General features: G+C 56.8%; 21 protein-coding genes. 15 read left to right on the plus strand and 6 right to left on the minus strand.

What is annotated here, in order from left to right:
- Positions 1-22: 22 nt before the first annotated feature.
- Complete coding sequence (hemC, locus tag ACR0KN_RS07970; protein WP_480652659.1) at positions 23-979, minus strand: hydroxymethylbilane synthase; 957 nt, start codon at positions 977-979, stop codon at positions 23-25.
- Positions 980-1,086: 107 nt separating this feature from the next.
- On the opposite strand from hemC, the gene hemE reads away from it, so the two are divergent.
- Complete coding sequence (hemE, locus tag ACR0KN_RS07975; protein WP_480652661.1) at positions 1,087-2,121, plus strand: uroporphyrinogen decarboxylase; 1,035 nt, start codon at positions 1,087-1,089, stop codon at positions 2,119-2,121.
- Positions 2,122-2,179: 58 nt separating this feature from the next.
- On the opposite strand, the gene ACR0KN_RS07980 is transcribed toward hemE, so the two are convergent.
- The gene (locus ACR0KN_RS07980) at positions 2,180-3,274 is read right to left on the minus strand and encodes a CaiB/BaiF CoA transferase family protein (protein ID WP_480652662.1); all 1,095 of its coding nucleotides are present in this window, start codon (positions 3,272-3,274) and stop codon (positions 2,180-2,182) included.
- 144 nt (positions 3,275-3,418) lie between these two features.
- Here ACR0KN_RS07980 and ACR0KN_RS07985 point away from each other — a divergent pair, with 144 nt between their 5' ends.
- The 7 genes from ACR0KN_RS07985 (at position 3,419) to uvrC (ending at position 10,713) form a co-directional block, all read left to right on the plus strand.
- A complete protein-coding gene (locus tag ACR0KN_RS07985) occupies positions 3,419-3,934 on the plus strand; it encodes an SRPBCC family protein (protein WP_480652664.1) in 516 nt (171 codons plus the stop codon).
- Positions 3,935-4,026: 92 nt separating this feature from the next.
- Entirely contained in the window at positions 4,027-4,956 is a 930-nt protein-coding gene (locus tag ACR0KN_RS07990; protein ID WP_170703467.1) for an ABC transporter ATP-binding protein, read from the plus strand.
- Positions 4,953-5,714, plus strand: a complete 762-nt coding sequence (locus tag ACR0KN_RS07995) for an ABC transporter permease (protein ID WP_010443573.1) — start codon at positions 4,953-4,955, stop codon at positions 5,712-5,714. Before ACR0KN_RS07990 ends, ACR0KN_RS07995 begins: the two co-directional genes overlap by 4 nt.
- Positions 5,715-5,818: 104 nt before the next feature.
- Positions 5,819-6,616 carry a S49 family peptidase gene (locus tag ACR0KN_RS08000; RefSeq protein ID WP_029622261.1) on the plus strand — a complete coding sequence of 266 codons (798 nt, stop codon included), beginning with the start codon at positions 5,819-5,821 and terminating at the stop codon, positions 6,614-6,616.
- Between the two features lie 168 nt (positions 6,617-6,784).
- The gene (locus ACR0KN_RS08005; protein ID WP_010443576.1) at positions 6,785-7,747 is read left to right on the plus strand and encodes a calcium/sodium antiporter; all 963 of its coding nucleotides are present in this window, start codon (positions 6,785-6,787) and stop codon (positions 7,745-7,747) included.
- Positions 7,748-7,768: 21 nt separating this feature from the next.
- Positions 7,769-8,548 (plus strand): SDR family oxidoreductase, encoded by a 780-nt coding sequence (locus ACR0KN_RS08010; RefSeq protein ID WP_480652667.1) that lies wholly within the window; start codon positions 7,769-7,771, stop codon positions 8,546-8,548.
- Between the two features lie 290 nt (positions 8,549-8,838).
- Positions 8,839-10,713, plus strand: coding sequence for an excinuclease ABC subunit UvrC (gene uvrC / locus ACR0KN_RS08015; protein WP_480652669.1), 1,875 nt, complete (start codon positions 8,839-8,841; stop codon positions 10,711-10,713).
- Here uvrC and ACR0KN_RS08020 read toward each other — a convergent pair.
- A complete protein-coding gene (locus ACR0KN_RS08020) occupies positions 10,710-11,594 on the minus strand; it encodes a DMT family transporter (protein WP_480652671.1) in 885 nt (294 codons plus the stop codon). The genes uvrC and ACR0KN_RS08020 overlap by 4 nt on opposite strands.
- A 190-nt stretch (positions 11,595-11,784) precedes the next feature.
- On the opposite strand from ACR0KN_RS08020, the gene pgsA reads away from it, so the two are divergent.
- The 3 genes from pgsA to ACR0KN_RS08035 are packed head-to-tail and all read left to right on the plus strand — an operon-like array spanning position 11,785 to position 13,147.
- Entirely contained in the window at positions 11,785-12,453 is a 669-nt protein-coding gene (pgsA, locus tag ACR0KN_RS08025) for a CDP-diacylglycerol--glycerol-3-phosphate 3-phosphatidyltransferase (RefSeq protein WP_480652673.1), read from the plus strand.
- Positions 12,454-12,456: 3 nt separating this feature from the next.
- Positions 12,457-12,702: a molybdopterin converting factor subunit 1 gene (gene moaD, locus ACR0KN_RS08030; protein ID WP_170474018.1), complete on the plus strand. Its 246-nt coding sequence runs from the start codon at positions 12,457-12,459 to the stop codon at positions 12,700-12,702.
- Position 12,703: 1 nt separating this feature from the next.
- The gene (locus ACR0KN_RS08035; protein ID WP_480652675.1) at positions 12,704-13,147 is read left to right on the plus strand and encodes a molybdenum cofactor biosynthesis protein MoaE; all 444 of its coding nucleotides are present in this window, start codon (positions 12,704-12,706) and stop codon (positions 13,145-13,147) included.
- A gap of 5 nt (positions 13,148-13,152) precedes the next feature.
- Here the strand turns inward: ACR0KN_RS08035 and ACR0KN_RS08040 are convergent, their stop codons facing one another.
- From ACR0KN_RS08040 to ubiA, 3 genes are all read right to left on the minus strand, one after another.
- Positions 13,153-13,473 (minus strand): hypothetical protein, encoded by a 321-nt coding sequence (locus ACR0KN_RS08040; RefSeq protein ID WP_480652677.1) that lies wholly within the window; start codon positions 13,471-13,473, stop codon positions 13,153-13,155.
- 1 nt (position 13,474) lies between these two features.
- Positions 13,475-15,373: an OmpA family protein gene (locus ACR0KN_RS08045; RefSeq protein WP_480652969.1), complete on the minus strand. Its 1,899-nt coding sequence runs from the start codon at positions 15,371-15,373 to the stop codon at positions 13,475-13,477.
- Positions 15,374-15,439: 66 nt separating this feature from the next.
- Complete coding sequence (gene ubiA / locus ACR0KN_RS08050; protein WP_170474024.1) at positions 15,440-16,402, minus strand: 4-hydroxybenzoate octaprenyltransferase; 963 nt, start codon at positions 16,400-16,402, stop codon at positions 15,440-15,442.
- Between the two features lie 12 nt (positions 16,403-16,414).
- Here ubiA and ACR0KN_RS08055 point away from each other — a divergent pair, with 12 nt between their 5' ends.
- The 4 genes from ACR0KN_RS08055 to ACR0KN_RS08070 all read left to right on the plus strand — a co-directional run bounded on the left by ACR0KN_RS08055 (position 16,415) and on the right by ACR0KN_RS08070 (position 19,947).
- A complete protein-coding gene (locus ACR0KN_RS08055) occupies positions 16,415-17,140 on the plus strand; it encodes a 16S rRNA (uracil(1498)-N(3))-methyltransferase (protein WP_480652679.1) in 726 nt (241 codons plus the stop codon).
- Positions 17,140-17,985 (plus strand): GNAT family N-acetyltransferase, encoded by an 846-nt coding sequence (locus tag ACR0KN_RS08060; RefSeq protein ID WP_480652681.1) that lies wholly within the window; start codon positions 17,140-17,142, stop codon positions 17,983-17,985. The genes ACR0KN_RS08055 and ACR0KN_RS08060 overlap by 1 nt, the downstream gene beginning before the upstream one ends.
- Positions 17,982-18,509, plus strand: a complete 528-nt coding sequence (locus ACR0KN_RS08065; RefSeq protein WP_480652683.1) for a hypothetical protein — start codon at positions 17,982-17,984, stop codon at positions 18,507-18,509. The genes ACR0KN_RS08060 and ACR0KN_RS08065 overlap by 4 nt, the downstream gene beginning before the upstream one ends.
- Positions 18,510-18,576: 67 nt before the next feature.
- Positions 18,577-19,947: a glutamate--cysteine ligase gene (locus ACR0KN_RS08070; RefSeq protein WP_480652685.1), complete on the plus strand. Its 1,371-nt coding sequence runs from the start codon at positions 18,577-18,579 to the stop codon at positions 19,945-19,947.
- Positions 19,948-19,985: the final 38 nt, after the last annotated feature.

The following is a 19,985-nucleotide window of genomic DNA, read 5'->3' on the forward strand; positions in this document are numbered from 1 at the left end:
TGAAGTTGTATAAATTTTTTTCTTATCGCCAATCGAAGAAACCTGGACCAGCTTGTTTCAGAAGAGATGTCGCCATGGACTGGCCCAGTTCGATCCCGTCATCGACCGATGCGGTTACCTCATCTTTGATGGCCTCGGACCCGTCCGGGCGCAGAACTTCGCCGCGCAGATGTAACTGGCCATCTCGGATTTCAGCCAATCCAGCTATCGGAGTTTCACATGAACCGTCCAGCCCGGCCAGCAAGCTGCGCTCGGCGGCGAGCCGCTGGCTGGTTTCAACGTGATGAATTGCAGCCAGCATTTCTGCAGCGCGCGTGTCATCGCTGCGTCTTTCAATGCCGATCGTGCCCTGAGCAATAGCGGGTAGCATGTCGACCGTGGAAATGGCGGTCGCTGGGACGTCTTTCATATCCAACCGGCGCAAACCGGCCATGGCCAGAAACGTACAATCGGCCACGCCATCGGCCAGTTTCTTCAACCGGGTTTGAACATTGCCGCGAAACTCAACCACGTTCAGATCGGGCCGACGGTTCAGCAATTGCGCCCGGCGGCGCAGCGAAGACGTCCCGACAACAGCGCCTTCGGGTAGATCGTGAATCGAGCTCAATGACGGCGAGATAAAGGCATCGCGCACGTCTTCGCGTGGCAGGAATGTATCCAGCACCAGCCCGTCAGGCTGTTCGACCGGCATGTCCTTTGTCGAATGCACGGCGATGTCGATCTCGCCTTTTAGCATCGCCTCTTCGATTTCCTTGGTGAACAGACCCTTGTTGCCAATCTCTTTCAGCGGTCGGTCCGCGTCGATCATGGCGCGGTTGTCACCTGTCGTCTTAATCACCACGATCTCGAACGCGTCCTCAGGCAGGTCGAAAGCGGCACTAAGCCTCTGACGGGTTTCATAGGCCTGCGCCAGCGCCAGCGGGGATCCACGGGTACCGATTTTCAGAGGCGATGCGGGGGTAGGCAATGTAAGACTCATGCGCACAGCTTTAGTCGCGTCACATTGCCCTGACAATGGGGGCAGAGCTTGACAAATTGCCACTGAGGGCCGACCCGTTGCACCAAACCGGAATACTGGGGGCACGAATGGCCGAGACAAAGAAAATACTGCGGGCGCTGGCGGGTGAGGTTCAAGACGTTCCACCGATCTGGATGATGCGGCAGGCCGGGCGGTATCTGCCCGAATATCGCGCCACGCGTGCGCAGGCTGGTGATTTCCTGTCCTTGTGCTATAATCCCGAGCTGGCCGCCGAGGTTACCCTTCAACCCATCCGCCGTTACGGATTTGATGCTGCGATCCTGTTTGCCGATATCTTGCTGGTGCCACAGGCGCTGGGTGCGGATTTATGGTTTGTCACTGGTGAGGGGCCGCGTCTGTCCACGATCACGCAGCAATCGGAATTTGATGCGCTGAAGCCGATTGATGCGATCCATGAAACTCTGTCTCCGGTTTATGAGACCGTGCGTATTCTTTCGCGTGAGCTTCCTTCTGAAACTACATTGATCGGATTTGCAGGCGCGCCCTGGACAGTGGCGACCTATTTGATCGCCGGACGGGGCACCCCGGATCAGGGGCCAGCCCATGCGCTGCGCGAAGAAAATACTGCGCTGTTCGAGGCGCTTCTGGATCGGATCACTGCAGCGACAATTGAATACCTGTCAGCTCAGATCGAGGCCGGGGCCGAGGTTGTCAAAATCTTTGATAGCTGGGCAGGATCATTGAAGGGCGAAGCGTTTCAGAAATACGCTGTTGAACCCTGCCGCTTGATTACCGCAGCCATAAAGGCCCGGCATCCGGGCATACCCGTCATCGGGTTCCCTCGCGAAGCGGATCAGGGCTACATCGGGTTCGCCAAAGCCACCGGAGTGGATTGCGTCGCACTGGACAATTCTGTGTCGCCCGAATGGGCTGCTGCGAATGTACAAGTCGATGGGTGTGTGCAGGGCAATCTGGCCTCATTGCATATGGTCGCGGGTGGTCAGGCGCTGGTTGATGAGACACGTCGAATTGTTAAGGCCTTCTCGAAGGGGCCGCATATTTTTAATCTGGGACATGGGATCACACCGGAGGCGGACCCGGAGAATGTTCAACTGATGATCGATACGGTACGCGAGCGGTAAGCCGGGCTAAGGGGCCAGCCCCCTCTTGGCCTTCGGCCAATTCACCCCCGAGATATTTTTAGCCAGATGAAGCGGGCGGGAGATCGTTCAGAATTTCATCTGTGTGCTCTCCGCGTTTTGGGCTGGATCGAGGGTGCCAATCGTAGGTTGAGAATCTTGGTGCGGCTGCGGCTTGACGTGTTTCGTCGTGGTCGATCCATGTTTGGCGAGCCGTGTTCATACGGTGATCTAGCGCTTCTTGCGGGCTTAGGACCGGGGCAACGCAGGCGTCTGTATCTTGGAACAGCGCCGCCCATTCATCGCGAGGTTTCTGGGCAAATATTTTGCTCAGGCGTTTAGTCAGGCCCGGCCACGCAGCTTGGTCATATTGCCGAGCGAATTCTGCATTATCGCCAAGCCCGAGGATATCCAGAAAGCAGCCGTAAAACTTCGGCTCCAGACATTGAACTGAGATGAAGCCACCGTCTGCGCACGTGTAAGTGCGGCTCCAATGCGGGCCGTCCAGCAGGCTTTCACCCCGAGTGTCGGACAGGTTGCCAGTCTGGCGCAGGCTCATCAGAAGATTCATCATATGGGCTGAACCATCGTAGATGGCGGCGTCCACCACCGTGCCTTTTCCTGTGCTTTGGGCATTCAGAAGCCCGGCTAGCAGACCTGCGACCAGATAAAGTGCGCCACCGCCGATATCTCCGACGAGCGTTGCAGGTGTTAACGGTGGTTGGCCAGGTGGGGACGCGTAAGACAACGCCCCCGAAAGCGCGATATAGTTAAGATCATGGCCTGCAGTGTTGGACAAAGGGCTTTGCTGGCCCCAACCAGTCATTCGGCCATAGACCAGTTTCGGGTTGATCTGATGACAATCCTCAGGGCCCAGCCCAAGCTTTTCCATCACGCCAGGGCGAAAGCCTTCGATCAGCGCATCAGCGGTTGCGATCAGACGTTTCGCTATCTCTAATTCCTGTGGGTCCTTGAGATCCAGCGCAATGGATCGCTTGCCTCGGTCCAGAAGGGAACGCTCAGGCATTCCCGGTGTGATCGCAGATCCTTTGCGGTGAATAGTGATGACATCCGCACCCATATCCGCCAGCAGCATGGCAGCGAAAGGGCCCGGGCCAAGCCCTTCGACTTCGATGATACGAATTCCGTTCAGCATGGTCCCTCCTGCGACGCAGCGTTTCTGCGTGGCGCAGCGAATGCAAGCGAAGAGTTTGTTTTGCCCCTGCAATTGGGTTGCTTGCATCGACAATTCAGGGCTAGGTCTATGTCGGTCTGCCGTAGGTATGAAAGAGGTTCTCAGATGCAGCTAAGCGATACACGCGAAATTCAGGCGTCACCCGCCGAAGTTTATTCTGCCCTGCTGGATCCTGAAGTGCTGAAAGCTTGCATCAGCGGTGCACAAGAGATCACGGGCGATCCGACTGAAGGATACCATGCGACCGTGGTGCAAAAGGTCGGCCCCGTGAAGGCGACCTTCAAAGGCACCGTTACCATGTCTGACATGGTTGAACCGGAACGTCTGACCATTGCGGGTGAGGGCAAGGGTGGGGCCGCGGGCTTTGCCAAGGGCAGTGCGAACGTAAGTTTCGAGCCAAGTGAGTCTGGTGGCACTCTTCTGACCTACGACGTTGATGCCAAAGTGGGGGGCAAGCTAGCGCAATTGGGAAGCCGCCTGATTGATGGATTTGCCAAGAAGATGGCGGATCAGTTTTTTGCCAATCTGCAAGAGCACTTTGAAGGGTCGCAGCCGGAAGACGATGACGCTGAGGAAGAAACCAAAAAGGGTTGGCTAGGCCGTTTGACAGGGCGAGATTAAGCCCCTGCATGCATGCGCATGAGCCTGTGCGGAAATGGACTGTTCCATGATGGTCCTCCGCGATAGGTTGCAGGGCCAGAACGAGGGAATGCATGACCACCATTTTGTCCATCCGCGATTTGCGGAAGTCCTATGCCGATGGTTTTGAGGCGCTGAAAGGCGTGTCTCTGGACATTGAAGAAGGTGAGATTCTTGCGCTGTTGGGTCCGAATGGTGCTGGTAAAACAACGCTGATTTCCACCGTTTGCGGCATTACAACTCCGTCATCCGGTTCGGTAACCGTGGGGGGGCATGACATCCAGACCGAGTTTCGCGCGGCGCGAAAGATGATAGGACTGGTGCCGCAGGAGATCGCGCTGGAGCCGTTCGAGAAGGTTTGGAATACTGTTCGCTTCTCACGAGGGCTGTTCGGCCACGGGTCTGACAATGCCCGGATCGAAGAGATTTTGCGCAAGCTGTCCCTTTGGGACAAGCGCCGCAATTCAATCAAGGAGTTATCTGGCGGCATGAAGCGCCGCGTATTGATTGCCAAGGCTCTGGCACATGAGCCACGGGTGCTGTTTCTGGATGAACCCACCGCTGGCGTCGATGTCGAACTGCGTAAGGACATGTGGGAGATCGTGGCCGAGTTGAAACTGGCCGGTGTCACCATCATCCTGACCACCCACTATATCGAAGAAGCCGAGGCAATCGCCGACCGTGTCGGCGTCATCGATAAGGGTGAGCTTTTGCTGGTCCAGGATAAGGACACATTGATGGCGCAGATGGGTAAAAAACAGATCGAGGTCATGCTGACCGAGCCTGTATCGACCATTCCCGAAAGCTTGTCCGAGCATAACCTGACTTTGAATGGGGCCGGAGACTCGCTGATCTACACTTACGACACCCATGCCGATCGTACCGGGATCACCACTCTTCTCAATGATGTGGCGCAGGCTGGTCTGGTATTGCGCGACGTTCAGACCCGTCAGTCGAGCCTTGAAGAGATATTCGTTAACCTCGTATCCGGAGAGCCCGCATGAACTGGTCTGCAATTGCCGCAATCTACCGGTTCGAAATGGCCCGGTTCTTCCGTACGCTCGCACAGAGCTTTTTGTCGCCAGTGCTGTCGACCTCGCTTTACTTCGTGGTGTTTGGCACCGCGATCGGCAGTCGCATTCAAGAGATTGAGGGCGTGTCCTATGGCGCGTTTATCGTACCGGGTCTCATCATGCTATCTGTGGTGATGCTGTCGATCTCGAACGCATCTTTCGGCATATATTTTCCGAAGTTTCTGGGCACGATTTATGAGCTGTTGTCGGCGCCGATCAATTTCATTGAGATTGTGATCGGATATGTGGGTGCCGCGGCAACAAAGGCGCTTTTCGTCGGCCTTGTCATTCTGGCCACTGCGACGTTCTTCGTCGATATACGCATAGAACACCCCTTTGCCATGGCGGCTTTCCTGATCCTGTCCTGTCTCAGCTTTTCGTTGCTGGGCTTTATCGTGGGTATCTGGGCCGGGAATTTTGAGCAGATGTCGTTGGTCCCTCAACTTGTCGTGACGCCCCTGATCTTTCTGGGCGGCACGTTCTACTCGATCTCAATGCTGCCGCCCCTCTGGCAAACGATCACGCTGTTCAACCCCGTGGTGTATCTGATTTCAGGTTTTCGCTGGTCATTCTACGGAATCGCCGATGTACCCATTTTCTGGAGCCTTCTGGCCATACTTGCCTTTACCGGAATCTGCCTTGCAATCATCGGCTGGATCTTCAAAACCGGCTGGCGCATCCGTAGCTAGGGCGTTGCATTTTTGCCCATCAGGTGTGTGAAATTGGTTCACGTCGCGTTTATGGCGCTTCGGGTCTCTTGTTTACAGCCTCGGCGCCCTCTACATCGGCTTCCATGAAACTCAGCCTGCCCTTCTTGAAAAAGCAGCCCATGGTGGCCGTTGTTCGCCTGTCCGGTGCCATCGGAATGGCTGGGCGCGGGTCGATGAATGCCACCGCCTTGGCGCCGGTACTGGAAAAAGCTTTTCGCAAAGGCAAGCCTGCCGCCGTGGCGCTTGAGGTCAATTCTCCGGGTGGATCGCCTGTTCAAAGCTCATTGATTGGTGCGCGTATCCGGCGGCTGGCGGAAGAGCTTGATATTCCGGTCTATGCCTTCGTCGAAGATGTGGCCGCCTCAGGCGGATACTGGCTGGCGGCGTCGGCAGATGAGATTTGGGCCGATGACAGTTCGGTTCTGGGATCGATAGGCGTGATCTCTTCTGGCTTCGGCGCGCATGTTTTTCTGGCACGCCAGGGCTTTGAAAGACGTGTGCACACAGCGGGTCAGTCGAAATCGATGCTCGATCCGTTTGCCCCCGAAAAGAAAGACGACGTTGCACGGCTCAAAGTGCTGCTGGGCGATATCCACGAGAATTTCATTGATCACGTAAAGTCTCGCCGAGACGGCAAGCTGGATACCAGTGCTGATCTGTTCAATGGCGAGGTTTGGCTGGCGCGGCGTGCGCAAGAGTTGGGATTGATCGACGGGATTGCACATCTGAAGCCCAAAATGCAGGAGAAGTTTGGAGATAAGGTCAAATTCCGCCGTTACGGCCTGCGCAAACCGATCTGGTCCCGTTTTGGGGCGACGATTGCGCAGGATGCCTTTGCCGGGCTTGAGGAGCGTGCTGCCTACGCGCGTTTCGGGTTGTGACGTGATCATCAAAATAGTCACACTGTTTCTGGTTGCCATGGGTGTTCTGGCGATGTTCGGAAAGCTCCGCTTTCCGGGTCAGAACCGGTTGAGTTCTGCAAAATGTCCACGTTGCGGGCGGTTTCGGATCGGTAAGGGCCCCTGTCCTTGTGAAACAGGAGGCCGTGGATGAGCGCGTGGCTGTTCTCTGGCCTTGGATTGCTAATCCTGCTGTTGGCAGGTGATGCGCTGGTCCGCGGGGCCGTGAACCTCAGCCTGAGATTGGGTGTGCCTGCGCTGATAGTCAGCCTTACGATTGTTGCCTTTGGCACCTCGGCACCTGAATTGTTGATCGCGATCAGTGCGATCAAAGAAAATGCGCCGGGGATAGCGCTAGGCAATGTGGTGGGGTCGAACACGGCGAATATTCTGTTGGTCCTAGGGCTTCCGGCGCTTTTGGCGACGTTGCACACAAGCGAATGTGACAGCAGAAAAAACTATATCTTCATGTTGCTCGCTTCGGTTCTGTTTATCGGGTTGGCATTTTGCGGGGTCTTTAACCTGCTCAGTGGGGCGATCTTGCTGGCAGCTTTGGCTCTGGTTCTCGCCAATGCCTTTCGCGAGGCGCATGCCCACCGCAAAGCCTGTGGTGAAGCCTGTGCTGATGACGACGAACTGGACGGTCTGGAGGAAGCAGACCCCGACATGCCTTATTGGAAGGTAGCAGTTTATTTGATCCTGGGCCTGATCGGTCTGCCAATGGGTGCCCATTTGCTGGTCGACAATGCAACCATCATCGCCCAGAGCTATGGCGTGAGCGAAACTGTGATCGGCCTGACCTTGATCGCGGTTGGCACATCCTTGCCGGAACTGGCGACTACGGTCATGGCGGCATTGCGTCGGCAGGCAGATGTGGCGCTGGGCAATGTTATCGGATCGAACATGTTTAATCTGCTGGCCATTGTCGGTATCGCAACTCTGTTTGGGCGTATCCCGGTTGATCCTGAGTTTCTACGCTTTGATCTCTGGGTGATGCTGGGTGCATCGCTTTTGCTGGTCCCGTTTGTTTTCTTCAAAAAGGACATCACGCGGGTCTGGGGTTTGGTCCTGACGCTACTTTATGTGATCTATGTGGTTAGCCTTCTGGCCTGATCAGACCTGGGGAGAGAGCCCATGACACAAGCACTGGTGACCGGAGCGGGAAAACGTCTTGGCCGCGCGATGGCACTATACCTGGCGCGGCGCGGGATGGATGTGGCTGTGCATTACGCAAGCTCGGAACGGGAAGCGCTTGAAACAGTGAATGAAGTGCAAGCGCTGGGGCGAAAGTCAGTGGCTCTGCAGGCAGATCTGCTTGACGAAGCTCAGGTCAGCTCGTTGCTGCCCCGCTCGGCCGAGGCGCTTGGCGGGCCGATAACTTGCCTCGTCAACAATGCCTCGATCTTTGAATATGACAATATTCATTCCGCTACTCGCAACAGCTGGGATCGCCACCTCGACAGCAACCTGCGCGCGCCATTTGTTCTGACGCAGGCCATGGCCGCACAGGGATTGCAGCCGACATTGGATGAACAGGGTGAGCCCCAGGCAGTGGGTCTGATCGTGAACATGGTGGACATGCGCGTACGCAAACTGACGCCCGAATTCATGTCGTATACGATCGCCAAGATGGGTCTATGGACCCTGACCCGAACCGCAGCTCAGGCATTGACACCTGCGATCCGCGTAAACGCAATCGGCCCGGGACCGACGATGCAGGGTCATCGACAAAGCGAAAAGCACTTTAACGCTCAACGCCGGAACACGATTCTTAAACGCGGCGCGAATCCGTCAGATATCACTGCCGCGCTTGGCTATTTTCTGGATGCGCATTCGGTCACCGGTCAGCTTTTGTGCGTGGATGGCGGGCAGCATCTTGGCTGGCAGACGCCGGATGTACTGGGCGTAGAATAGGTAAAACTGCGGTAAGTTTTGCACCGCTCTCATTTACGTTACATGCACGTTACAAAAATGTCTTAATTTTCATACACTTGTCTCACACTAGAAAAAGTATCGTTTGAAAACAAACAGTTAAAATACTGCCTATTTTTTGTGCAGATCAACGAATAGGCAATGATTCAAGGGAAAATCACGATGCCCCAAAAGTTATCTGCATACTTATCCACAGAAGTCGTGGATTTGTTTTCTCTTGATCTAAGGGCGTCAAGATTGCAGCCATGGTCAGAGAATCATATCTCAGAGCCATGACAGCCAGCACCGACCCCGATTCATCAACACAAGCCACCGGCTATGCCTGCATTCAGCGCTATGTGAAAACGCTGGACAGTTCGCCGGGTGTTTACCGGATGCTGGATGCGGACAGTCGTGTTCTGTACGTGGGCAAAGCGCGCAACCTGAAGGCACGGGTGTCGAACTATACGCGACCCGGGCATTCGGGCCGGATCGAGAAGATGATTGCAGCGACTGCCTCGATGATGTTCCTGACTACGCGGACAGAGACCGAGGCACTGCTGCTGGAACAAAACCTGATCAAGCAGCTCAAGCCAAAATACAATGTGCTGCTGCGGGACGACAAGAGCTTTCCGAATATTTTGGTCGCAAAGGATCACGCATTTCCGCAGATCAAGAAGCATCGCGGGGCCAAGAAGGAAAAAGGCGCCTATTTCGGACCATTCGCCAGTGCTGGAGCCGTAAACCGGACGCTGAACCAGTTGCAGAAAGCATTCCTGCTGCGGAATTGCTCTGACTCAATGTTTGATAGCCGCACGCGGCCTTGCTTGCTCTACCAGATCAAGCGTTGTTCTGGGCCATGTGTTGGGCTGATTTCCGATGCGGTCTATCGTGAAAGCGTAAAGGACGCCGAACGGTTTCTATCTGGCAGATCCACCAAGGTGCAGGAAGATTTGGCCGATCAGATGATGGCCGCGTCCGAGGCCATGGAATTCGAGCGCGCCGCTGGTCTGCGCGACCGAATCCGGGCGCTGACGCAGGTTCAGACCAGCCAGGGCATCAACCCGCGCGGTGTGGCTGAGGCGGATGTGATCGCCCTGTATATGGACGGCGGACAGGCCTGCGTACAGGTGTTCTTTATCCGCGCCAGTCAAAACTGGGGGAATAAGGACTTCTATCCGCGCGTTGGTGCGGACGTGTCTCCGGCAGAGGTGATGGAGGCGTTCCTGGGGCAATTCTACGACAATAAGGAACCGCCGCGTCAGTTGATCCTGTCTGATGCAATCGAAAACGCCGATCTGATGCAACAGGCGCTAACCGAAAAAGCCGGCCGTAAGGTTGAAATCAATGTGCCCCAGCGTGGCGAGAAACAGGAATTGGTGGCTGGTGCCTTACGCAATGCGCGTGAATCACTGGCCCGACGGATGTCAGAAAGTGCCACGCAGGCCAAATTGCTGCGGGGTGTGGCCGAGGCATTTGATCTGGACGCACCGCCGAACCGGATCGAGGTTTACGATAACTCTCACATACAAGGAACTAACGCAGTAGGGGGCATGATCGTCGCAGGTCCTGAAGGGTTCATGAAGAACGCTTACCGCAAGTTCAACATTCGTGGCGACGATCTGACCCCGGGTGATGATTTCGGCATGATGAAAGAGGTCCTGACCCGCCGTTTCACTCGTCTGCAAAAAGAAGACCCGGATCGCGATAAGGGGCTATGGCCTGACCTGCTGTTGATAGATGGCGGAGCCGGACAGGTGAGTGCTGTGCACGAGATCATGCAGGCGCATGGGGTTGAAGATATTCCAATGATCGGTGTCGCCAAAGGCGTGGATCGCGACCATGGTAAAGAAGAGTTTCATCGCATCGGCCAACGCCCCTTTGCCTTGAAACGCAATGACCCCGTATTGTACTTCGTCCAGCGCCTGAGGGACGAGGCCCACCGCTTTGCCATCGGGACGCACCGTGCGAAACGGGCCAAAGCGGTTGGTGCTACGCCCTTGGATGAAATTCCCGGTGTCGGAGCCGCTCGCAAACGTGCTCTGTTGGCTCATTTTGGCAGTGCCAAAGCTGTAAGCCGAGCCAATTTGGCAGACCTAAAAGCTGTCGAAGGTATCTCAGCCGGGCTGGCGCAGAAAGTCTATGATTTCTTCCACGACAAGGGTTAGGCTCTTCGCCCGCGCCAGAGAATATAAAGACCGGAGGCCACGATCAGGGCGCTGCCAATCCACATTGTTTGATCCAATTTCTCTTTGAACAAGAATACACCCAGCCCGATCCCGAACAGTAGTCGGGAGTATCGAAAGGGCGTCACAGCTGAAACTTCGCCTGTCCGCATCGCTTTCATGAGTGACGCATAGGCCATCGTCCCAATCACCACTGCAGTCGCAATGTAGGCACCTGTGGTGCCCGTCATGGCTACCATCGGCGCGCCCTCGTAGAATCTATAGGCGATCCCAGCAACCACGACAGAGAGGAACCCGTAGAACCCCAGCACGTCTGCACCCAGTGTCGCGGGCGCGGCGCGGCTCGCCAGATCGCGACCCGCAAATCCCAACATCCCGAACACCGCCAGAAGTGACAGCATCGTAAAACTATCGCCTGTTGGTCGGATGATGATGACGACACCGACCAGACCAATTGCAATCGCGCTCCAGCGTCGCCAGCCGACGGTTTCCCCAAAGAACAGCGCCGCACCAGCAACCACGACCAGCGGCGTGGCCTGCAAAATCACTGTCGCAGATGAGAGTGGCGTCAGAGCGATTGCCAGCAAATAGAACATCCGTCCGAGGATCTCGAAAAAGACGCGAATTTTCATGGGCCGAGACAAGACATCGGGATGGAATAACCACCCGCCGCGTAAGGTTGTGACGCAGGCAAAAATCATTGATCCGCCCGTGCCAAACAGAAGCAAAACCTGCCAGATCGGCAAGTCAGCCGATGCGCCTTTTAGCAGCGCGTCTTCGATCGCGAACAAAGCCATGGCGGCGATCATCCAGGCGCTACCAATCAGGTTCGACCGGGGGTCGGTTTGGATATGCGGTGTCATGTGGGGTTCAGGTACTTTCAGGTCGGACCATCCGCCAATCTGACTTCAATGTTCTGCGATGCCAAGATGAATCTGAAGACTTCTCTACTGTTGCGACTCTGTGACGTGCCACGTGCCAAACGCTTGTGTACTGTGAGTTTTTCGCGACCTCATCTTTTATGTCCCGGGCCGGCGATGTAGGGTCCAAGCCATGAAATGGAACCTGCCGAATATTCTGACCGTCCTGCGCCTCGTGGCCGCGCCGGGTCTTGCCGTGATGTTTCTGTATTTCACGCGCCCCTATGCGGATTGGTTTGCGCTGATCCTGTTCCTGACTGCGGCCATCACTGATTGGTTCGACGGCTATCTTGCGCGGGCTTGGAAACAGGAAACCAAAATCGGGGCCATGCTGGACCCAATCGCTGATAAGGCGATGGTTGTGATCGCGTTGATGATCCTGGTGGGCTACTCGACCGAGCACTGGACGCCATGGCTGGTGTTGCCCGCAACGGTCATCCTGTTTCGTGAAGTCTTTGTTTCAGGTCTGCGGGAGTATCTGGGTGACGTGGCTGGGACGTTGAAGGTCACGAAACTGGCCAAGTGGAAAACGACGGCACAGATGGTGGCAATCGCGATCCTGTTTTCGCAGGGCATATTCGAACACCACTTCGTGATGGCCACGTTCGGCATGGACGCCACGACCATAGATAAAGTGCTGACCGGGCAGGTAGAGGATCTGGGCCACATGCGCTGGCATCTTGAAGGCATGTTCTGGTCTGGCCGTATTGGTCTGTGGCTGCTGTGGATCGCTGCGACGCTGACATTGATCACCGGCTATGACTACCTACGTAAAGCCATGCCCCACCTGAAGGAGAGCTAAGCAATGGACGTGCTGTATTTCGCCTGGGTGCGTGAACGCATCGGTCTGCCTAAAGAGAAAGTTCAGACCGAAGCTGCCACTGTGAACGATCTGGTCGCTGAACTCAGCGCACGCGAAGATCGCTATGCCGCTGCGTTCGCGGACCTCTCCGCGCTGCGTGTAGCGTTGGATCAAGAGCTTTCGGATTTTGACGCCTCATTGACCGGGGTGCGCGAGGTCGCCTTCTTCCCGCCCATGACGGGTGGCTAAGATGCGGATCGCTGTACAAGAGGCTCCGTTTGATCTGGGGGTCGAAGCCAATGCTTTTGCAGCCGGAGACGCTGCCAACGGGGCCATCGTGACTTTCACCGGCGTAGTACGCGATCTGAACTCTGGCGATCTGGATGTCATAGAGATTGAGCACTATCCCGGAATGACCGAACGTGCGCTGACCAAGATTGCGCAAGATGCAATGGATCGCTGGTCGCTTGGGGATGTTCTGGTGATTCACCGCCACGGGCGCCTTGCCCCGGGCGATCGGATCATGATGGTTGCCACTGCTGCGCCACATCGCAAGGATGCGTTTGAAGCGGCAACGTTTCTGATGGACTACCTTAAATCCCGCGCGCCTTTCTGGAAGAAAGAAATCACCAAATCCGGCGCAGAATGGGTTGCTGCGAAGGACGAAGACGAAGACGCTTTGACCCGCTGGTAATTCGATCAGTCGGCGTTGTTGATCCCCCCGCGCAATTCTTCGGCTTCCTGCCGCGCAGCACGCAATCCCTCCATCGCTGCACTCAGTTCGGCTTCGGTTTGCGTTAGCTGGTTGGTCAGCTCCGCTTCGCGTTGCTGCAGATAGGTGATTGCTTGATCGCGCGTTTCCTCGGCCTCGTGCAACTCCTGGCTCATGCGGTCCAGATCAGCCACGTCGCTTTGACGGACGCGCGACAGTCGATGTGCCAGCCAGTTCGCAAACCAGCCCATGCAGAAGGCAGCAAACAGGATGATAGCGGTGGCGATAACGAATTCGATTCTGTTCACTTTATTGGTCCTCTGAGCCTGCATCCTGGGCTTCGGCGTCGGGTGTTTCTGCTTCTACGGCTTCAAGCCCGGTCTCGGTATCTGGCACAGGTTCAGGCCGGATCAGATGAAACTTGATGCGGCGGTTTAATTCACGGCCTTCTTCGGTGTCATTGTCGGCAATTGGCTGCGTCTCGCCATATCCGACCGCCGAAAAGCTTGAGGTCGGGACACGCCGACCACGTAGTTCGTTCAGGATAGATTGCGCACGCGCCTGGCTGAGTTGCTGGTTCATTTCCTCGCGACCCTGACTGTCGGTATGGCCCTGTATTTCCAATCGTATCGGGCCGCATTCGCGCAGGATATCCGCGATCTGATTCAACGCATCGCGCGAGTCGGAGGCGACTGTCGCCGACCCTGGTTCGAAGGCGATTTTACTATTGCTTTGAACTTCGGCGATCTGTTCTTCGCAAACCTCCGGATCTGGCAGCGCATCTTGAGGCGCTGGCGGTTCAACATAGGTGATCGACAGGTTGAAATCCTGAGCATCGCCCAGCTTGTCCGATAGCAATCCAGCGATCCGCGCCTTTGCATCGGGATCGTGGCTGACCCCTGTCAGCGAAACGTCGTCTGGCGTTACAGTCAATGCTCCGTTGTGTAGATGCGACAAGGCATCGAGCCCGGCCAGAACCCGAACGGGCCAATCGGTTGGCAGGTCCTGAACCACACGGGTGGCGGTGTAAACCTGCGTTGATCCAAAGGCGGCGCGGGCGAAACTGTCGGTCATGTCGCGTAAGGTCTCGTCACTGACACGGCCACGCAACTGCACCAGACCTTCAGGGCTGAGGGTGGCGTTGAATTCAATCGGTCCAGCGGGATCGTCGGGCTCGGGTTCGGGCAGTACTGCATGAAGGGCGAATACGTCGGGAAGCGCGTTTTCCAATTCCCCCACAACACGATCAAACAAGATGGGGCTGGTATCTTGGGCTGCTACCAACGTGATGTCGGCATCCGACATGGTGACCGACCCCTGTCCAATCTCGGCCAGTGCCAAGATGCTTAGCTGTGCAGCATTAGACCAGCGAGGCGAAGGAACCCCCAGCCCGATTGTACAGGAATATGGCCCGGTCAAACCAGCCTCGCGCGCAGTGGCGACGATCAGCTCCCGCGCGTCTTCACTCTGGGCAGAGCAGGCATCAAACTGTCCGCCGTTTTCATCTATCAGATAGCGGAGCGTAAACGGCGTGATAACGGGGCGGGGCGCCGAGATGGAAAGGCCGATTCGCAGTCCGGGCGGTGCGGCACGGCTCAGGTCTTGTTCCAGCCTGTCTTTCTCCTGCTGGCTATCGGCGATGGCGGTGATACGTACCAATCCAGGGCTGGCGGAAATCTTGGCACGGGGCAGGCCAGAAAGTGCCTCGATCGCATAATCTATGGCTTGATCCCATCCCTTGGGTTCGGCGTAGTCCGCGCTTTCCATCAGATCAGAAACGGATGAGTTCTGATCAAGTCGCTGCAATCTGTCGATCAGGTCGTCGCGATCCAAGCTCGCGGGCACGAGGCCGATGATTGTTATGCCGCTGTCATTGCGCAATATCTCGGCCGAAAAACGGGGCGGGGTCAGGTCGGCGGTGGGCGCGACCTCCATCTCATCGATTACTCGCGAGGTATCAACTTCTGTCCCGGCGGCGGTCAGTGCGTTGAACCGGGTAGCTTCATCCGGGGCAGTACCAGTCAATACAACACGCAACCCATCGGACTGGACCTCGGCCCAGTCATGGCCCTTGAGATTCAAAGCCCGGCGTACTGCAAACTCCGATGCGTCTTCTATCTTTGTCACTGCATAGCTCGCCGCCACCAGAGACAGCACGGCGGTCACCGCAAAGATCAACGCAACAGCAAGAGCGTAAGGCATGCGCATAGGTGGGATCGAAACTCCTCGGGCGGTTTGTTCCGGACTCATACAGAGCCCATCACGGAGGTGCAATCAGAGCAAAAGGGCGACGCAGAGGAAGATCAGCGGAATCAAGCCGGTGTCGCGATTGGCCCGAAACAGTTGCAGCAATTTGGCGTTGTCTTCCGTGTCCAACCCCCTCAATTGCCAGGCAAGGTGCCATCCCATCGCCCAAGGCCCGCCAAGCGCAACGACCAATGCAAGGACCGACGCCACCGGCAATGCCGCATCGATAATCGCAAGTCCCATCAGACTGACCGTTCCTATCAGAAAATATTTGAGCCAACGCGCGGTATCGGTTCCGAACAGCCGCGCAGTGGATTTGATTCCGATCAGTTCGTCGTCCTCGGCATCCTGATGGGCATAGATCGTGTCATAAAACAGGGTCCAGGCAATGCCTGACAGATAGAGCATGATGGCGGGCCAGCCCACGGTGCCAGTATGCGCTGCCCATGCCAGCAATGCGCCCCAGTTAAAGGCCAACCCCAGAAAAATCTGTGGCCACCAAGTAAACCGTTTCGCAAATGGATAGATCGTGACGGGAAGCAACGATAAAACACCCATGGCTATGGCGGCTTGGTTGAAAGTCAGAAGAATCGCCAGTGCCAACAAGCATTGCAACACCATCCAGAACACCGCCTGACGCACACTGACCTGACCCGATGGTATTGGGCGCGAGCGGGTGCGCTCGACCTTTCCGTCGAACTCCCGATCGGTGATGTCATTCCACGTACAGCCCGCGCCGCGCATCAGGAAAGCTCCGATGGCGCAACCGATGGCGATCCAAAGATCCTCCCATCGTGGTTGCCCGTCGCTAAGGATGGCCAGTGCCAGACCCCACCAGCAGGGAATCAGCAACAACCATGTGCCAATAGGCCGATCAGCCCGGCTGAGCCGCAGGTAAGGGCGCGCAAAGGTGGGTGCGTACGTGTCGACCCAGTTGCCGGTCGCGGCATCAGCGACCTGACCGTCTGGTGTTGGGGCATTGCCTTGCATATGTAGGGTCTCATGACTGCGAAGATCAGACTGTATGTAGAGCACCCTTTAGGTCCGGGGCAATCGGTTCCTTTGACGCGCGAACAGGCCCATTACCTGTTCGGTGTCATGCGCTTGTCGGTTGGCGGGCAGGTTGCCCTGTTCAACGGGCAGGATGGAGAGTGGCTGTCCGATGTCGCCGAGGCGGGCAAACGCGGCGGCCTACTGACCTGTGCAGAGCAAACGAAGCCGCTGCAACTGCCGCCCGATCTGTGGCTGCTTTTTGCGCCGATTAAAAAGGCGCGGACCGATTTCATCGTTGAAAAAGCAGCTGAAATGGGCGCTGCGCGGATTATACCGGTACAGACAGGGTTCACCAATTCCGAGCGTATTCGGCAGGATCGGCTGCAAGCGCATGCGGTGGAAGCAGCGGAACAATGTGGCGGGACCTTCGTGCCAGAGGTCACTGAATTGCAGCGACTGGATCGCGTGCTTGATGCATGGCCTGAAGGTCGTCAGTTGATGTTCTGTGACGAGGCCGAGGTTGGCTCGGCCCTGCGATTGGCCGAAAACGAACCAGGTCAGCCATGGGCCATCCTCATTGGCCCAGAGGGTGGTTTTTCCGACCAAGAACGCAAGCGACTGAAGGCGTTGCCCCATGCTCATGTGGTCAGCCTCGGCCCCCGTATCCTGCGTGCCGATACGGCCGCTGTTGCTGCGATGACCATGTGGCAGCAGGCACTGGGGGATTGGTCTTGATGTGGCGGCCGGCACAGGAAACGGACCTGCCGGATATTCACGCATTTCTGTCCCAGCACATCCAGACATCCATGTTTCCGTTGGCTAATCTACGAGATTTCGGTCTGCGTAAATTGCATCCCCGGTCGTTGAAAGCCTGGGTGCTTGGCGATCCGTTTCGCGCTGTCTTTGCCATCACAAACGAAGGTATGATCCTGTCACAATGCCCGAACTGTTCGGATGATGAGCTTGCTGAGGCCATAAGCCTGATCCGAGGGCACGCTCTGTTTGGCATAGCCTCGGAAGCCACGCAGGCGCGGCGGCTCATGAAACTTGGCGGCTGGGAAGACCGACCCGCGACGCTTAACAGTGATGAGCCGGGGTTTTCGCTGGAGCTGGATCAGCTTCGCATGCCAGACGTTTCGGGCGCCCGTCTGGTTCCTCTGGATGAAGTCGACAGGGCAATCACCGAGAACTGGCGGCGCGACTATCTGATCGAGGCTATGGATTTTGCTCCTGACAGGGCGAAAACACAGGCAGGCGAAGATTTCGAAGCTTATTGCACGCGCGATTCCCACCGGGTTCTTCTGATCAACGATCGGCCCGTCGCCATGACAGGCTTCAATGCGCGCCTGCCCGAGATCGTACAGATCGGAGGGGTCTACACGCCCCCCGAATTGCGTGGCCGAGGTTATGCGCGTCTCGCTATCGCATTGCATTTGACCCAGGCGCGGGGCGCTGGAGTTTCCCGTTCAGTTCTGTTTGCCGCTTCCGATTCCGCCGCGCGTGCTTATATGGCTATTGGGTTCCAACCAGCGGGTTATTTCTCGCTGATCTTGTTCACAAACCCGGAGGACACAGCATGAGTTTCATCCGACCAGAAGCCAAACTGGCCATGTGGCGCTGGCGCGAAGTGCTGGTTGCTGGATTTGTCCTGCTGCTGGGCCTGAGTTGGATCAACGGACCGGGTGGATTGCTGGGCTGGTTGGGTTGGATTCTGGTGGTCGTTTCGATTGCTCTTGCCGTAATCGGATTACAGCGTGCGCGCTTTCGCACCGGTGCAGGTGGTCCGGGCGTTGTGACCATCGATGAAGGTCAGATCACTTATCTTGGCCCTTTAGATGGCGGGATCGTTGCTGCGCGCGAAATCGAACGACTTGCGCTGGATCCAACCGCGCGCCCAGCTCTTTGGGTTCTGGATCAGCCGGGGCAACCGACTCTTCACATTCCGGTGAACGCCGAAGGGGCTGAGGCTCTGTTTGATGTGTTTTCGAGCCTGCCAGGGTTGAAAACTGAACAAATGCTGTCGGAACTCAACGGTGGATCAGCGCATCCTGTCGTGATTTGGGAACGGACGCCCTCGCGCCCGGCTCATCTCAGGCTGCATTGACACTGGCGCGGTTTGCGCTCAGGACTGACCTTCAAGACAGACATATCAGGATCGGAGCACGGGTAACATGTCCATCCCCCAGTCCGGCGGCGGACCGATCGAACGCCATGAGCAACTGGCCGAATATCTGGAATCGGGCTGCAAGCCCAAGGATGATTGGCGCATTGGCACCGAGCATGAGAAGTTCGGCTATTGCAAAGACACGCTGAAACCGCTGCCGTTTGAAGGCAAACGGTCCATCGTGGCTGTGCTGGAAGGCCTGCGCGACCGTCATGGTTGGGCCGAGGTGCGCGAAGCCGGGCATCTGATAGGGCTTGAGAAGGATGGTGCGAACGTCAGCTTGGAGCCGGGTGGCGCGTTGGAGCTGTCGGGTGCCCCGCTTGAGACGATCCATGAGACCTGCGATGAGGTGAATATCCACCTGCGTGAGGTGAAGGATATAGCTGATGAGATCGGCGTAGGATTTATCGGTTTGGGTGCCGCCCCGATCTGGACCCATGACGAAATGCCGTTGATGCCCAAGGGCCGTTACCGGCTGATGAACGACTACATGGAAAAAGTCGGCACCATGGGCCGCGCGATGATGCGGCGCACTTGCACGGTTCAGGTCAATATCGACTTTGGGTCCGAGGCAGACATGGTGCAGAAACTGCGTGTCGCGCTGGCATTGCAGCCGGTAGCCACTGCGCTGTTCGCGAACTCTCCGTTTTTTGAGGGCAAGGTGAACGGCCAGAAAAGTTGGCGCAGCTATATTTGGCGACATCTGGATGATGCACGGACGGGCATGCTGCCCTTTGTGTTCGAAGAGGGCTTCGGGTTCGAACGCTATGTACAATATGCGCTCGATGTACCGATGTATTTCGTCTATCGCGACGGGCAATATATCAACGCGCTGGGCATGTCCTTCCGCGACTTCCTGCAGGGCAAACTGCCTGCACTGCCCGGTGAGACGCCGACTCTGTCCGATTGGGCAGATCACCTGACCACGGCCTTCCCCGAAGCGCGGATCAAGAAATTCATGGAGATGCGCGGAGCCGATGGCGGCCCATGGCGTCGCCTATGCGCTCTGCCTGCCTTCTGGGTCGGTCTGACCTATGACCAAACCGCACTGGATGCCGCGTGGGATCTGGTCAAAGGATGGGATGCCGAGACGCGCGAAGCCCTGCGGGTCGAGGCTGCCAAGGATGGTCTGCAAGCGCAGGTTAGCAACATCAACATGCATGATTTGGCGCGCGAAGTGGTCTCGATTGCCGAAGCCGGACTTGCGTCCCGCGCACGCCCTGGTGCGGGTGGTCTGGTACAGGACGAGACGCATTTCCTCAACGCGCTCAAGGACAGCATCGATACGGGCAAGGTCCCCGCAGATGAGTTGCTGGATCACTACAATGGCGACTGGAATGGCGATCTGACCCGGATTTATCCCGAATACAGCTATTGATCCCCACCGTCCCGCTTGCATTCGCGGGGCGGGGCCGA

Source organism: Ruegeria sp. AP7, assembly GCF_056539905.1.